Origin of the sequence: Georgenia sp. 311 (assembly GCF_006151955.1) — a bacterium.
GTDB classification, from domain to species: Bacteria; Actinomycetota; Actinomycetes; order Actinomycetales; family Actinomycetaceae; genus Oceanitalea; species Oceanitalea wutianyii.
The window spans coordinates 11961-26512 of record NZ_VDFS01000041.1 but is presented as its reverse complement, the minus strand read 5'-3'; the positions used below and the strand labels follow the sequence as shown (position 1 = coordinate 26512).

Sequence of the window (14552 nt, the reverse complement as noted above, 5' to 3'; positions counted from 1 at the left end):
CCCGAACACCTGCGCCGAGAGCTGGATCGTGCACGGTGCACGATCCAGCTCTCGGCGGATGAGGGGTGGGATCCCTGGGTCAGGGATGCTGCGTCAGGCGCGCCAGCCCTTGGCGCGCTGGCCGGCGACCCAGGCCGCGACCTGCGTGCGGCGCTGCAGGCCCATCTTCGCCAGCAGGGCGGTGATGTGGTTCTTCACCGTCTTCTCCGCGACGCCGAGCTTCTCGCCGATCTCCCGGTTCGACAGGCCGTCACCGATGAGGTCGAGGACGCGACGCTCCGAGGGCGTGAGGTCCGCCGTCGGGTCGTCGTGGTCGGCGCGACGCCGGGTGACGGTGCGCTCGTCGAGCAGGGTGCGGCCCGCGGCGACCGCCTTGATGACGTCGGCGATCTCCGCGCCGCGCACCGTCTTGAGCAGGTAGGCGCGCGCCCCGGCCTCCAGGGCCTCGGCCAGCGCGTCGTCGTCGTCGAAGGAGGTGAGGACGATGGATCGGGCCTCGGGCACCGAGTCCTTGATCGCGGAGATGATGTCGATGCCGGTGCCGTCGGGCAGCTGGAGGTCCACGAGCAGGATGTCGGGGCGCACGAGCGGCGCGCGGCGCAGCGTCTCGGCGACCGAGCCGCCCTCGGCGACGACGGTGAGCCCGTCCGCGCGGTCGACGATCTCGGCGATGCCGCGACGCACCACCTCGTGGTCGTCGATGATCATCACCCGGATGTCACGCGGGCTCGAACTGCTCTGCTCAGTGCTCACGCGTCCGACCTTAGCGTTTTCCGGCGCGTGACAGGCCCCAGGCGGGACTGTTGGCCCTGTCGCGGTGCTCACGCCGCGCTCACGTAGGCTCGGGAGGGTGACCGAGCCCCAGCCCGCCGCGATCGTCGTCGAGCGTGCGCGCTCCCTGTTCGACGCAGGGACGACCCGTCCGCTGACGTGGCGCCGCGAGCAGCTCGACCGCCTCGCCGACCTCGTCACCGCGAACACCGAGGCCATCGAGGAGGCGCTCGCCGCCGACCTCGGGAAGTCCGCCACCGAGACCTACCTGACGGAGATCGGCGTCCTCCTGGAGGAGATCCGGCACACGCGCCGTCACCTCAGCTCGTGGCTGAAGCCACGCCGCGTCCGCCTGCCCTGGCAGTACCAGCCGGCCGGCGCATCCCTGGTGCTCGAGCCGCTCGGGGTCGTCCTCGTCATCGCGCCCTGGAACTACCCGGTCTTCCTCCTCCTCGGACCGCTCGTCGGGGTGCTCGCGGCGGGCAACACCGCCGTCCTCAAGCCCTCCGAGCTCGTCCCCCGCACCGCCGAGCTCCTCGAACGGCTCGTGCCGCGGTACCTCGACGGCGTGGAGGTCGTCACCGGTGGTCCGGAGCGGACCACCGAGCTGCTCCGCGAGCGCTTCGACCACATCGTGTTCACCGGCAGCGGGCGCGTCGGGCGGATCGTCATGGCGGCCGCCGCCGAGCACCTCACCCCGGTGACCCTCGAGCTCGGCGGCAAGTCCCCGGCGTGGGTCGACGGCACGACCGACCTCGCCGCCGCGGCGCGGCGCATCGCGTGGGGCAAGCTCGTCAACACCGGGCAGACGTGCGTGGCGCCGGACTACCTCCTCGCCCCGCCCGACGTCGCCCGCGCACTCGAGCCGCTCCTCGCGCGAGAGATCCGCGCGATGTACGGCCCCGACCCGGCCCTCAGCCCGGACTACGGGCGCATCGTGTCCGCCCGCCACGCCGCCCGCCTCCAGCAGATGGTCGACGACTCGGTGGCGGCGGGGGCGCGCGTCGTCGTCGGCGGGCAGGCGGACCCCGAGTCGCGGTACGTCGCCCCGACCGTGCTCACCGACGTCGCGCCCGACTCCCCCGTCATGGCCGAGGAGATCTTCGGGCCGGTCCTGCCGATCGTCCCCGTCGCCGACCTCGACGCCGCGATCGCCCACGTCCGCGCCGGGGACAAGCCACTGGCGCTCTACGCGTTCACCGCGGACGCCACCGTGCAGGACCGGCTGGTGCGCGAGACGTCGTCGGGCGCGGTGGGGCTGGACGTGCCGCTGGTCCACGCCGCGGTCCCCGCCCTGCCCTTCGGCGGGGTGGGACCCTCCGGGATGGGCGCGTACCACGGTGAGGCCTCGGTGAGGACGTTCAGTCACGCCAAGCCGGTGGTGCGCAAGCCACTGCGGCCCGAGACCCTCGGGATGGTCCGACCCCCGTTCACCGCCGCCCGGCGCGCGCTGGCACGGCGGATCCTGCGCTGAGGCGGGCTCGCCGGCTCAGCCGCGCGGGGCCCGCTGGCAGCTCGGGCAGAAGGTCGAGGACCGGCCCATGAACGCCTCGCGGCGCATGAGCGCGCCGCACCGGCGGCACGGCTGCCCGGCGCGGCCGTAGGCGTCGAGCGACCGGGCGAAGTAGCCGCTGGCACCCTCGACGTCGACGTACAGGGCGTCGAAGGACGTCCCTCCCGCCGCGAGTGCCTCACGCATGACGTCCTCCGCCGCCGTGAGGACCTCGACGGCGGAGCGCTGGGCGAGCCGGTCGGTGGCCCGGCGGGGGTGCAGCCCGGCGCGCCACAGCGCCTCGTCGGCGTAGATGTTGCCGATCCCGGAGACGAGCGACTGGTCGAGCAGCGCCCGCTTGACCTCCGTGCGCCGGGCGCGCAGCCGGCGGGCCAGGGCCGCGACGTCGAGCACCGGGTCGAGCGGGTCGCGGGCGATGTGGGCGGCGGGCTCGGGCAGCGCCGGGAGCGGTGAGCCGTGGCCGCCCGGCCCGCCGTCCGTCGTCGGGACGAGGTCGGCGACGAGGACGTGGCCGAAGGTGCGCTGGTCGACGAACCACAGCTGGGCGCCGTCGTCGAGGGTGAGCTCGACGCGCAGGTGACGGGTGGGGTCCGGCGGGACGCCGGGGGCGGCCGTGGGGGTGCGGGGATCCGCGGACGGAGCTCCGCTCTCGTGCAGAACTCCGCTGTCGCGCGGAACTCCGCTGTCGCGCGGAAGTCGGCTCTCGCGCGGAACTCCGCTGTCGCGCGGAAGTCGGCTGTCGGCAGGGGGTGGGGTGGGGCGGGGGTTGGTGAGGGTCTCGGGCGGGGGCAGGGCGAGCGCTGCGCCGTCGCGACGGACGAGGAGCTGCCCGCTCATGCCGAGGTGGACGAGCAGGGCGTCGGCCGGCTCGTCGTCCAGGAGCAGCCACAGGTACTTCCCGCGCCGGACGGCGGCGCTCAGCGTGCGCCCGGTGAGGCGGCCGGGCAGGTCGGGGGCACCGCCCTCGTGCCGGCGCACCGCGCGCGGGTGGTGGACCGTGGCGGCGGTGACGCGCCGGCCCAGTACGTGACGGGCCAGCCCGTCGCGGACGGTCTCGACCTCGGGCAGCTCGGGCACGGCGGCCTCAGCCGCCGGCGGGGCCGGCCGGGTCCTCGGCGGAGAGGCGCGAGTAGGCGTTCTGCGCGGCCTCCTGCTCGGCCACCTTCTTCGACGGGCCGGTGCCCGTGCCGTAGTCCGCCTCGCCCACGAGGACGGTCGCGGTGAAGCTGCGGGCGTGGTCCGGGCCGGTGCCGACCACCTGGTAGAGCGGCGCCGGCAGCCCGCGGGCCGCGACGAGCTCCTGCAGGCTCGTCTTCCAGTCCAGGCCCGCGCCCAGCGTCGCGGCCTGGTGGAGCAGGTCGCCCACGAGGCGCTCGATCATCGCCCGGGTCGGCTCCAGGCCGTTGCACAGGTAGGCGGCGCCGATGAGGGCCTCGACGGTGTCGGAGAGGATCGAGTCCTTCTCACGCCCGCCGGTCACGAGCTCACCGCGCCCGAGGAGGATGAAGTCGCCCAGCCCGAGGTCGCGCGCCACCGACGCGAGCGCCCGCTGGCTCACCGTCGCCGCCCGCATCCGCGCGAGGTCCCCCTCGGCGGTGTCGGCGTTCTTCCGGTAGAGGTTCTCGGTGACGACGAGGCCGAGCACCGTGTCCCCGAGGAACTCCAGCCGCTCGTTCGTCGGGATGCCGCCCGCCTCGTGCGCGAAGGACCGGTGGGTGAGCGCCAGCACGAGCAGCTCACCGTCGATGTGGACCCCGAGCCGCTCGAGCAGCGTCCCGACGTCGTTTCGAGCCGCCCCCGCGGCCACCTTCTTCGCCACCGTCAGCGCTCCCCGTCCGCCGCGGGACGCTCCTTCGTGCCGGCGTCGTCCTCGGACGCGAGGGCGGCGAGGGCTGCCCAGCGCGGGTCGACGTCGACGTGCTCGTGGTCGTGCGGCAGGTCGTCCAGGCGCTCGCCGCAGCCGGGGCACAGCCCGCGGCAGTTCTCGTCGCACAGCGGCTGGAAGGGCAGGGCGCTGATGACGGCGTCGCGCACGACCGGCTCGAGGTCGAGCAGCTCGCCCTCGAGCTCGAGCATGTCCTCGGCCTCCTCGTCCCCCTGCTCCAGCGCCCTCTCGCGCGCGCCGGGGTAGAAGAACAGCTCGCTGACCTCCACGGTCTGCGTGTCGGTGATCTCACGCAGGCAGCGCACGCACTCCCCGCGCAGACGCACCTGGGCCTCGCCCGAGACGAGCACGCCGTCGAGCACCGACTCCAGCCGCAGGTCCAGCGCGATCGGGGACCCGGGCTCGACGCCCATGACCGCGGTGCCGAAGTCCTCCGGGGCGTCGATCTCGAGGGTGACCTCGCGCATCGTCCCGGGCCTGCGCGCGAGCTCGTGGGTGCTGAGCACGAAGGGTGATCGGGAATCCATGGACGGCACTCCTGGTCGGCGAGGACGGACAGACGGATGCGGCACGGCGCCGCAACCGCTTCACGCTACCTCAGGCGGGCCCCTCTTCGGCGGGGGCGCGGGCGGACCGCTAGTCGCGCGCCGGGGCGTCGGTGAGGCTGGCGAGGCGGTCACGCCCGGCGCGCACCTGCTTGGTGATGGCGCCGAGGTCGATCTCGAACTGGGCGAGCTGCCGGTCGCAGTAGTCGTTGGCGTTCCGCGCGAGGCGGGCGGCCTCCTCCTCCGCGGCGGCGATGATCTGGGCCGAGCGCTCCTCGGCGAGCGCGACGACGCTCTCCTCGCTCACCATCCGCTCCGCCTGCTCCTCGGCCTCGCGCAGGACGCGGCCCGCACGCTCCCGGGCCTCGGCGAGAACACCCTCGGCACCGGCGAGGACGTCGTCGGCGGCCTGGATCTCCCCCGGCACGACCGACTTCGCCGCGGCGAGGAGGTCCATCACCTCGGCGCGGTTGACGAGCACCGAGGCCGACATCGGCATCTGCCGGGCCTCGGTGACGAGCGTGACGAGCTCGTCGAGGATGGCGAGCAGCGAGGCGCCGTCCTCCTGCGTCGCGGGCTGGGTGGTGCCGTGGGCGGTCATTGCGGTCCTCCTGGGTGGGGGAAGGCCTCGCGCAGCGCCTGCGCGACGGCGGGCGGCACGAGGTCGGTGACGTCGCCACCGTGGCGGGCGACGTCCTTGGCGAGCGAGGAGGCGATGTGGGCGAGGGCGCCGTCACCGACGAGGAACACCGTCTCGATGCCCGACAGGCGCCGGTTGAGCAGCGCCATGGGCTGCTCGGCGTCGAAGTCCGCGCCGCCGCGGACACCCTTGACGATCGCGGTCGCGCCCACGCGCCGGCAGTAGTCGACGAGCAGGCCGTCGACGACGTCGACGCGCACGTCCAGTCCCTCGACGGCGGCGCGGGCGAGCTCGACGCGCCGCTCGAGGTCGAACAGGTAGGACTTGGCGGAGTTGTGCGCGACGGCGAGGACGACCTCGTCGAACAGGCCACGGGCCCGCCGCACGACGTCGAGGTGCCCGAGCGTCACGGGGTCGAAGGACCCGGGGCAGACCGCCAGGCTCACCGTCGCCGCCCCTCGCACGCCATCATGTGGCCACGGTAGTTCGCGCGGCCGCTCAGGTGGTGGAGGCGAACCACAGTGTCGTGTCCCCGTAGCGACGGTCGTCGCTCGCCTCGAGCCCGTCGGGCCACGTCGGCTCGGGGCTGCGCCGCGACCGCTCGACGACGACGACGGCGCCGGGCGCCAGCCAGGGGACGAGGAGCCCGAGGAGCTCGTCGAGCGTCTCCTCCTCGACGTCGTAGGGCGGGTCGATGAGGACGAGGTCGTAGGCGGTGGTCGGCGTTCCCGCGAGGTAGGAGCGCACCGTCGTCGCATGCACCTCGACCTGCCGCAGACCCAGCGTCGCCGCGTTGCGGCGGCAGGCCGCGGCCGCCGGCTTCGCCGAGTCGACGAGGGTGACCGCCACCGCGCCGCGGCTGGCGGCCTCCAGGCCCAGGGCTCCGGAGCCTGCGTACAGGTCGAGCACGCGCGCGCCGTCGACGACGCCCTGGTGCTCGAGCCGGGAGAACAGCGCCTCCCGGACACGTTCGCTGGTGGGGCGGGTGGCGCCCTGGGGGACGGTGAGCCGGCGCCCGCCGGCCGTGCCGGCCACGATCCTCGTCACGGCACCGACCCTACGTCCCCGAGCAGGCCGGTCGGCACCCCGAGGGTGACGACGGCGACGACGAGCAGGACGACGACGACCACCATGACGGCGAGGACGACCCCCACCGCCCAGACCCACCAGCGAGGCCGGCGGTTGTTCACGACTCCGCCTTCGGACGCACGGTGCGCACCGACAGCGCGACCGCGAGCGCGGTGAGGGCGAGCTGCAGACCGAGGAGCACGGGGGTGACGCTACCCGTGAGGACCGCGACGGCGAGCGGCACCGCCCCGACGAGGATGACGTCCGGGCCGGTGCTCGCGAGGGTCGCCAGGCCCTTGGGGTAGGCACCCATCGGGGTGACGATGAGAGGGCCGGAGAAGTCCGGCGGCGGGCGGTAGGCCGAGCGCACGACGCCCCCCGCCCACACCGGGGCCGCGAGCAGACCGAGGGCGAGCCAGCCGCCGACGTCGTCGTAGAGCCGGCCGAGGACGGCGAAGACCGGCAGCGACCACAGGAGCATGACGAGGACGGGCACGACGAGGCGCCAGCCGCGGACGGCGCGCTGCCCCACGGGCAGGAGCGCGTCGATCGCGGGCACCGCCTGCGCGTCGCGGGCGCCCAGGCCGGTCGCGAGCGCCGCGATCCACGCCCCGCTGACGACGCCGAGCACGATCCCCACGGCGGGCAGCTGGGGCAGCAGCGGGGCGACGAGGGCGAGCGCGGCGCCGCAGACGAGCTGCACCAGCCGGCGCGGGGAGCGGAACAGGAGGAGCGCGTCGGCGGTGGCGAGGGCGGCTCCCGGTCCGGCGAGGCGGACGAGCCGGGGCACGAGCCGCAGCCGCGCCGAGCGGCGCCGCCGTGCGCGCCGCGGCGCGATGTCCAGCGCCCGGCCGATGTCCCGGGTGTCGGTGGCGAGCGTCGCGCCGCGCAGCTCGACAGCCGCCGCTCCCCGCTCCCGCAGCTCGGTGTCGTGCAGGTGCGGCAGGCTGCGCAGCGCGCGCCACCACGCGAGCGCCAGGAGCACCGCCCCCACGCCGGCCGGCCACCAGCCGGTCGGGACGAGGAGCTGCCCCGGCGGCGCGAGGACGAGGGCGAGGGCGGCGACGGGGGTGAGGGCGAGCAGACCGTCCCCCGCGACCGAGACGGCCCGCTGGCGGCCGGCGGCCTCGACGGGCACGAGCCCGAGCGCGAGGGCGGCCCCGAGCAGGAGCCCGGCGAGGGCGGCAGCCAGGGCGGTGACCAGGGTGAGCGCGGGGTCGATCGCCAGGGCGAGGAGGAGCCCGGTGATGGCTCCGACCGCCGCGGCCGCCGTCGTCGGCCCGACGAGGGAGGGACGCAGGAGCGAGCCGCGCTCCCCGGGCAGCGGGAGCCACCAGCCGGCCTGGGCGGCACCGAGGGAGACGGGGCCGGTGCGGCCGAGCAGCCCGACGCCGAAGCCGAGCACGGCGAGGGCCGCGAGGAGCGTGAGCCAGCCGGTGTCGAGGTCCGTGCCCGTCTGCGGGCCGGTGCGGGTGAGGCCGTGGTTGCGGGCCAACGCACCGACCATCGCGACCGTCACGGCGACGGTGAGGACGATCGTGTAGACGTCGCCGAGCAGCTCGCCCACGCTCTTCTCGGCGCGGGTGCGCACGACGAGCCGCGTCCAGCGCCGCATCGCACCACCCGAGGGGTAGCCGGCAGCACCGCTCGTCGTCATGCCACCTCCGCGCGCTCGTCCGGCGCCCGTCCGACCATGACGGGCGACGTCAGTGAGCGACCCTACCGTCGCCCACCCCACCCCCACCGCCACCCGACACTCCCCCGCCCCTGCCTCCTACCTCCCCTCTCCCCTGCCTCTCCCTCCCGCGACCTCCCCACCTCCCCGCGACAGCCGACTTCCGCACGACAGCCGACTTCTGCACGACAGCCGACTTCTGCACGACAGCCGACTTCTGCACGACAGCCGACTTCTGGGCGACTGTCGACTTCTGCGCGACTGTCGCCACGTGTGCGGAACACCCGGATGCCGCGCGAGGACGTGTCACCGTCCGACAGACATCCGGCGACCGTTCCGGGACCATGGTGCTTCGTCGGGAAGGAGCGGCGATGGTCATCGATGCCCCGTCGCACAGGAGCGGCCGTCCGCGGGCGGTGGCCGGTGTCGGCGTGCTCGCCCTGCGGTCCGTGGGCGTTGTCCTCCTGGTGGCCTCCGCCGTGCTCGGGGCCCAGGCCGCGTGGTCGAGGTTCGGCGTCTGCTTCGGCGGCGACGCCCCTCCCGTGGCAGGCCTTCCCGGTGGAGACCCGCAGGGGTCGTGCGTCCTCATGCAGGACCACGCGTACGACTTCATCGCGCCAGACCACCCGTGGGTACCGATCGCGGGCGCGACCGCGCGGGAGGGGATGAGCCTCGTCCTGCTCGGGCTCGGGGTGGCCCTCGTGGCGCTGTCCCTCACCGGCCGCCGGCACGTCCGACTGCTGTCCGTCCTCGCGGGGGCGGGGTTCGCGGCCGCCTGGATCGGCATGGGAGTGCCCGAGCTGCGGAGCGGCCTGGCCGGAGAGCCGGTCGCGGTCGACGCCTGGAACCTGGCGTCGGTCGGGGCCGATCTCGCGCTTCTCGCGACCGCCGCGCTCGCCGTCCTGGCCGGGGTCCGTGGCGGACCTGACCGCCGGCCCGTCGTCGTCTTCTGGGCGGCCGCGACCCTTGCGCACCCAGTGCCGGAGTACTTCTTCACGGTGATCCTGTGGAACTCGCACGACGCCTCGCCCCTCACCGGCTTCTTCCGCTCCGCACTCGTCGCGGCGGCCGCGGTGGCAGCGGCGGTGACGATGGTGCCACCGGGCAGAGGGCGCCTACCGCGCCGTCGCGGCAGCTGAGCAGGCTGTCGACGTGTCCGCTGGCCTCGGCGCCGCGCCGCGAGCGGCTAGAGGGCCGCGATGGCGGCAGCGCCGGCGGCGGGGTCGAGGGTGCGGACGCCGTCGTCGTGGAGGAGGACGACGCTCGTGGCGACCCGCTCGACGACGACCGGGTCGTGGGAGGCGACGAGGACGGCGCCGCCGTCCTCCCGCTCCTCGACGAGGAGCTCGGCGAGGCGGTTGCGCATCCCGGCGTCGAGCCGCTGCTCGGGCTCGTCGAGGACGAGGAGCGAGCGGGGCCGGACGAACGCCGCGGCGAGCAGGACGCGGCGCCGCTGACCGGAGGAGAGCGCCGCGGGCAGTGCGTCGGCGCGGTCGGTGAGGCCGAACTCCTCGAGGAGGTCGGTGACGACGTCGCGGGCGTCCGGGACGCGGTGGCCGAGCGCGGTGAGGAGGAGGTGCTCGGTGACGGTGAGGGACGGGAAGAAGGCGTCGTCGCCGAGGACGCTGGCGACCGACGCGCGCAGGTCACCGTCCCGCGGGTCCGGCTCCGCGCCGAGCAGACGGGTGCGTCCGGCCAGCGGCTCCTGGAGGCCGAGGACGGTGCGCAGGAAGGTCGACTTGCCGGTGCCGTTCGCGCCGATGACGGCGACGGCCTCGCCGGGCGTGAGGTCGAGGTCGATCGGTGCGCAGACCGGCTCGTCGTCGTAGCCGACACTCAGGGCGCGCACGGACAGCACGGTCTCCTCGGGCATGCGCACGACCCTACTGCCCACCGCTCGCGCCCGACCCCACCGACCCCACCGACCCCGCCCGGCGGCCCCGCCCCGCCCCGCCCTACCGCGCGGCCCCGCCCCGGCCCGCCCCGCCCCGGCCCGGCGACAGCCGAGTTCTGCGCGACAGCGGACTAACGGCCGACAGCCGAGTTCTGCGCGACAGCGGACTTTTGCCTGCAGAGTTCGCGCGGCAGCAGCGTTTGACTCGACACCTCGCGCATAACTCGACGCTCGCCCAGAACTCGGCTCTCGCGACAAACTCCGCTCTCGCGCGAAACTCCGCTCTCGCGACAAACTCCGCTCTCGAGCGGAACTCGGCTCTCGCGGGGAAGTCTGCTGTCGCGGGACGGGACGGGACGACGAGGGAGGCGGGACGGGTCAGGTGCGGTCGAGGAACTGGGCTCGCTCGGGGTCGAGCTGCTCGGTAATCGCCTGCCGCAGCGCCGGGTAGGCGGCGAGGGTGCGGTCCCGGTCGACGATCTTGCGGGCGTCCCAACGGGCCTTCTCGATGACCTTGGTGTCGGTGAGCACGCGCAGCAGCCGCAGCGAGCTGCCGTGGCCGGACTGCGCGGCGCCGAGGATGTCGCCCTCGCGCCGCTGCTCGAGGTCCACCTGCGCGAGCTCGAAGCCGTCGGTCGTCGCCTCGAACGCGCGCAGCCGGGTCATCGCCGGGGTGCCCTCACGCGCGGTGGTCCACGCGATGCACGTGCCCGCCCGTGAGCCACGTCCGATGCGTCCGCGCAGCTGGTGGAGCTGGGAGATGCCGAACCTGTCGGCGTCCATGATGACCATGACCGAGGCCTCGGGGACGTCGACGCCGACCTCGACGACGGTGGTCGTCACGAGCACCGGCACCTCACCGGAGGCGAACGCGGCCATCGCGGCGTCCTTCTCCTCGGGGGACATCCGCCCGTGGAGCTCCCCGATCCGGATGCCGTCAAGGGCGGGGTGCTCGCGCAGGATCGCGGCGACCTCGTCGACCGCCGCCAGCTGCGGCTTGCCGTTCCCGGCCGGGGCGACGGGGAGCGCCTGCGCCTCGCCGTCCTCGGCGGCCTCGTCGAGGAGCTCGGTCTCGACGTCGTCGCCCTCGGCGGTGATGCGGGGGCACACGACGTAGACGCGTCCGCCGTCCTCGATCTGCTCCCGCGCGAGCTCCCAGGTGCGCTGGGTCCAGCGCGGGTGGCCGGAGGGCGCGAGGAAGGTGCGGATGCCCGACCGGCCCGCGGGGATCTCGCGCAGGGTGGAGGTCTCGAGGTCGCCGAACACCGTCATCGCGACGGTCCGCGGGATGGGGGTGGCGGTCATGACGAGCAGGTGCGGGGTGACCGCCGCCTTGGCGCGCAGCGCGTCGCGCTGCTCGACGCCGAAGCGGTGCTGCTCGTCGACGACGACGAGCCCGAGGTCGGCGAACTGCACTCCCTCGGACAGCAGCGCGTGCGTCCCGATGACGATGCCCGCCTCCCCCGACGCCGCGGCGAGCAGCGCCTTCTTCCGGGCGGCGGCCGGCAGCGAGCCGGTGAGCAGCTCGACGCGCGTCGCGTCCTCCGCACCGCCGAGCATCCCGGCCTCGGCGAGCGGGCCGAGCATCGCCCGGATGGAGCGGGCGTGCTGCGCGGCGAGCACCTCGGTGGGTGCGAGGAGCGCGGCCTGTCCCCCGGCGTCGACCACCTGGAGCATCGAGAGGAGCGCGACGACGGTCTTGCCGGAGCCGACCTCGCCCTGGAGGAGCCGCTGCATCGGCCACGGCCGGGCGAGCTCGCCGGAGATCTCGGCGACCACCTCCTGCTGCCCCTCGGTCAGCGTGAAGGGCAGCCGCTTGGCGAACGTGTCCCGGATCCCGCCGGCACGTGCCTCGCGAGCGGTCGCCGCCTCCGCCTCTGCCTCGGCCCGTCGCGCCGCGAGCGCGGTCTGGAGGACGAAGGCCTCCTCGTAGCGCAGCCGCTCCCGGCCCCGGCGCCAGTCCTCCTCGGTGCGGGGGTCGTGGACCAGGCGCAGCGCCTCGCGCAGCGTCGGCAGCCCGTCCCGCTCGAGGATCTCGGTGGGCACGGGGTCGGGGACGTCGTCCTCGGTGAGGGGCTGCAGGACCGTCTGCACGGCGCCGCGGATGCGCCACGTGGGCAGCGCGGCGGTCGCGGCGTAGATGGGCGTGGGCCGCGACATCCGCTCCAGCGCGGCGGCCTTGTCCTCCTCGTCGTCGTCGTCGAAGAACTCGAAGCCGGGGTTCTTGAGCATGAGCTTGCCGCCGAAGCGCTCGACGGTGCCGGTGAACAGGCCCACGCGCCCGGCGTACAGGCGCCGCTCGCGGCTCGCGAGGTAGCCGTGGGCGCCGAAGAACCGCAGCGTGATCTCGCCGCTGCCGTCGGTGACGGTGACGTCGAGCATCGAGATGCGCGGCTTGCGGGTGGGGCGCAGCGACGTGCGCGCGATCCGCGCGTTGAGGGTCACGTGGTCACCGAGCGGCAGGTCGCCGAAGTCGGTGAGCCGGCTCGGGTCGCCGTAGCGGCGCGGGTAGTGGCGGGCGAGGTCCCACCCGGTCTCCAGGCCGAGCTTCGCCAGCGCCTTGGCGGTGCGGTCACCCACGAGGCGCGACAGGGGTGTGCTCAACACGGTCACTGGGCCCCCAGGAGGACGTCGGGTGCGGGCCGGCCGCCGTCGAGCAGGAGGACGTCGGCCTGCGGCGCCGTCTCGGCGACGACGGAACGCAGGGTGGCCTCGAGGGCCGCGCGGGCGGGCGTGCCCGGGGCGGCGTCGAGGCCGACGACGGCGGTGAGGAGCTCGTCGTCACGGTGCAGCAGCTCGCGGGCGACCTCCCCGGCCTCGGCGAGCCCGCAGCTCCTCGTGCGCAGGCGGGAGACGGCCTCGGCGGCGACGGCGAGGCGCTCCTGCGCCCCCGCCCCGGGCCGCTGATCGGCGACGACCGTGAGGACGGCGAGCTCCTCACGCGTGCCGGCGACGACGACCCGCTGGGCGTCGGGCAGCAGCGAGCCGACCTCGCGGGCGAGTGCCGCGGACGTCTCGTCGCAGGGCAGGAGGAGGACGTCGGGGGTGCCGGCGTCGACGATCGCCCGCTCCAGGCCGGCGGCGTCCGGATGGAGGACGAGGACCGCCCCGGTGGCGGCGAGCGGCGCGAGCAGGCCGGGCAGCCGCGTGCACGCGACGACGCCGGTCGGCGGCGCGGTGAGCGAGCGCACGCACACCTGCTCGGTGACGGCGGGGTCGGCGAGGACGGCGGCGGGGTCGTCGGTGTGGACGTGGACCTGCCACAGCCCGCGCTCGTGGCCGTCGCTGCCGCCGACGACGGCGAGGGACTCACCCACCGAGCCGAGCCGCTCGCGCAGCGCGGCCGCCTCCGGCGCGGTGGCGTGCAGGACGTACATCACCTCGAACGCGGCCTGCCCGCCGCGGGCGACGACACCCGCACCGAGCCCGCACACCGGCCCGACGGGGACCGGGCGCGGGGTTGACCACAGGCGGGCCAGCGCCTGCCTGGCGCGCGGTGTGTCGGGAGCGTCGTCGTCGGCGACGGCGGCGAGCGCGTCGAGCAGGATGACGTACCCGGCCGCGCCGGCGTCGACGACGTCGCTCTCGGTGAGGACGTCGAGCTGGCCGCGAGTGTCCGCCAGCGCCACGGCGGCGGCGCGCGCGGCGGACGTGGCGACCTCGGCGACCGTGCCGTCGGAGGCACCCAGCGCCGCCTCGGCGGCGGCGTCGGCGACGGTGAGGACGGTCCCCTCGACGGGCCGCGCGACTGCCCGGCGGGCCTCGTCGGCCGCCGCGCGCAGGGCAGCGGCCAGGAGCGGGCCGTCGAGCACGTCGTGGCCGGCGACGGCGCCCGCGAGGCCGCGCATGGCCTGGCTGAGGATGACGCCGGAGTTGCCGCGTGCCCCGACGAGCGCACCGCGCGCGGCAGCCGCGGTGAGCTCGGGGAGGCCGGCGTCCGCGCCGAGGGTGGACGCCGCACGCGCTGCGCCGGCGAGCGTGAGGACGAGGTTGGTGCCGGTGTCGCCGTCGGGCACGGGGAAGACGTTGAGCACGTCGACCTGGCGGCGGACGGCGAGCAGCGACCGCAGCCCCTGCTCGAACCAGCGGCGCACGTGCGCCGGGCCGAGCACGGTGAGCGTCTCGGTCACGTCCGTCCCTTCGGTAAGATCTGCTGCGACACAGGCTATAAGCCGCCGCCGACACGGCGGGGTGAGGTGTGTCGCACCGTTTGGGGCTGGCCTCAGGTGTCGGGTATCCTGCTGAGGTTGCCCTCCCGGGGGCCGGTCCGGCACCGAGTGTGCCGACCATGATGACCATCCACGATCACCCGGTCGTGTGCCAGCAAGAGATTCAGGAGAAGACCGTGGCTGCCACCTGCGACGTCTGCGGCAAGCACCCCAGCTTCGGCAAGAGCGTCTCGCACTCCCACGTGCGGACGAGCCGTCGGTGGAACCCGAACATCCAGCGCGTGCGCACCAACGTGAACGGCACCGCCAAGCGGATGAACGTCTGCACCTCGTGCCTCAAGGCCGGCAAGGTCCAGCGCGCCACCAGCGCGTGACCAGCCGCCCGGCCCACC

General features: G+C 75.0%; 15 protein-coding genes. 3 read left to right on the top strand and 12 right to left on the bottom strand.

From position 1 onward, the window contains the following. Positions 1–93: 93 nt before the first annotated feature. Positions 94–708 carry a response regulator transcription factor gene (locus FHE66_RS08615; protein WP_139072567.1) on the bottom strand — a complete coding sequence of 205 codons (615 nt, stop codon included), beginning with the start codon at positions 706–708 and terminating at the stop codon, positions 94–96. A 142-nt stretch (positions 709–850) separates the two neighbouring features. On the opposite strand from FHE66_RS08615, the gene FHE66_RS08610 reads away from it, so the two are divergent. Next, complete coding sequence (locus FHE66_RS08610) at positions 851–2245, top strand: aldehyde dehydrogenase family protein (protein WP_176554714.1); 1395 nt, start codon at positions 851–853, stop codon at positions 2243–2245. Between the two features lie 15 nt (positions 2246–2260). Here the strand turns inward: FHE66_RS08610 and FHE66_RS08605 are convergent, their stop codons facing one another. The 8 genes from FHE66_RS08605 to FHE66_RS08575 form a co-directional block, all read right to left on the bottom strand. Continuing rightward, positions 2261–3361, bottom strand: coding sequence for an Fpg/Nei family DNA glycosylase (locus FHE66_RS08605; protein WP_139072562.1), 1101 nt, complete (start codon positions 3359–3361; stop codon positions 2261–2263). 7 nt (positions 3362–3368) lie between these two features. After that, on the bottom strand, positions 3369–4103 hold the full coding sequence (gene rnc, locus FHE66_RS08600; RefSeq protein ID WP_139072561.1) for a ribonuclease III: 735 nt from the start codon (positions 4101–4103) through the stop codon (positions 3369–3371). Positions 4104–4105: 2 nt separating this feature from the next. After that, a complete protein-coding gene (locus FHE66_RS08595; RefSeq protein WP_139072560.1) occupies positions 4106–4696 on the bottom strand; it encodes a DUF177 domain-containing protein in 591 nt (196 codons plus the stop codon). Positions 4697–4805: 109 nt separating this feature from the next. Beyond that, positions 4806–5315 (bottom strand): hypothetical protein, encoded by a 510-nt coding sequence (locus FHE66_RS08590; protein WP_139072559.1) that lies wholly within the window; start codon positions 5313–5315, stop codon positions 4806–4808. Continuing rightward, positions 5312–5800, bottom strand: coding sequence for a pantetheine-phosphate adenylyltransferase (gene coaD, locus FHE66_RS08585; RefSeq protein ID WP_139072558.1), 489 nt, complete (start codon positions 5798–5800; stop codon positions 5312–5314). The genes FHE66_RS08590 and coaD overlap by 4 nt, the downstream gene beginning before the upstream one ends. Positions 5801–5852: 52 nt before the next feature. Then, positions 5853–6401: a 16S rRNA (guanine(966)-N(2))-methyltransferase RsmD gene (gene rsmD, locus FHE66_RS08580; RefSeq protein ID WP_139072557.1), complete on the bottom strand. Its 549-nt coding sequence runs from the start codon at positions 6399–6401 to the stop codon at positions 5853–5855. Beyond that, positions 6398–6544: a hypothetical protein gene (locus tag FHE66_RS15500; protein ID WP_168202710.1), complete on the bottom strand. Its 147-nt coding sequence runs from the start codon at positions 6542–6544 to the stop codon at positions 6398–6400. The genes rsmD and FHE66_RS15500 overlap by 4 nt, the downstream gene beginning before the upstream one ends. After that, positions 6541–8079 carry a DUF6297 family protein gene (locus FHE66_RS08575; protein WP_139072556.1) on the bottom strand — a complete coding sequence of 513 codons (1539 nt, stop codon included), beginning with the start codon at positions 8077–8079 and terminating at the stop codon, positions 6541–6543. The genes FHE66_RS15500 and FHE66_RS08575 overlap by 4 nt, the downstream gene beginning before the upstream one ends. Positions 8080–8468: 389 nt before the next feature. Between FHE66_RS08575 and FHE66_RS08570 the strand changes: the two genes are divergently transcribed. Further along, positions 8469–9236, top strand: coding sequence for a hypothetical protein (locus tag FHE66_RS08570; RefSeq protein WP_139072555.1), 768 nt, complete (start codon positions 8469–8471; stop codon positions 9234–9236). 47 nt (positions 9237–9283) lie between these two features. Here the strand turns inward: FHE66_RS08570 and FHE66_RS08565 are convergent, their stop codons facing one another. The 3 genes from FHE66_RS08565 to FHE66_RS08555 form a co-directional block, all read right to left on the bottom strand. Further along, positions 9284–9970 carry an ABC transporter ATP-binding protein gene (locus tag FHE66_RS08565; protein ID WP_139072554.1) on the bottom strand — a complete coding sequence of 229 codons (687 nt, stop codon included), beginning with the start codon at positions 9968–9970 and terminating at the stop codon, positions 9284–9286. Positions 9971–10369: 399 nt separating this feature from the next. Further along, positions 10370–12598 carry an ATP-dependent DNA helicase RecG gene (locus FHE66_RS08560; protein WP_255303656.1) on the bottom strand — a complete coding sequence of 743 codons (2229 nt, stop codon included), beginning with the start codon at positions 12596–12598 and terminating at the stop codon, positions 10370–10372. Between the two features lie 2 nt (positions 12599–12600). Beyond that, entirely contained in the window at positions 12601–14121 is a 1521-nt protein-coding gene (locus tag FHE66_RS08555; protein ID WP_176554713.1) for a DAK2 domain-containing protein, read from the bottom strand. A gap of 215 nt (positions 14122–14336) precedes the next feature. On the opposite strand from FHE66_RS08555, the gene rpmB reads away from it, so the two are divergent. Beyond that, complete coding sequence (gene rpmB / locus FHE66_RS08550; protein WP_110853808.1) at positions 14337–14534, top strand: 50S ribosomal protein L28; 198 nt, start codon at positions 14337–14339, stop codon at positions 14532–14534. Positions 14535–14552 lie beyond the last annotated feature (18 nt).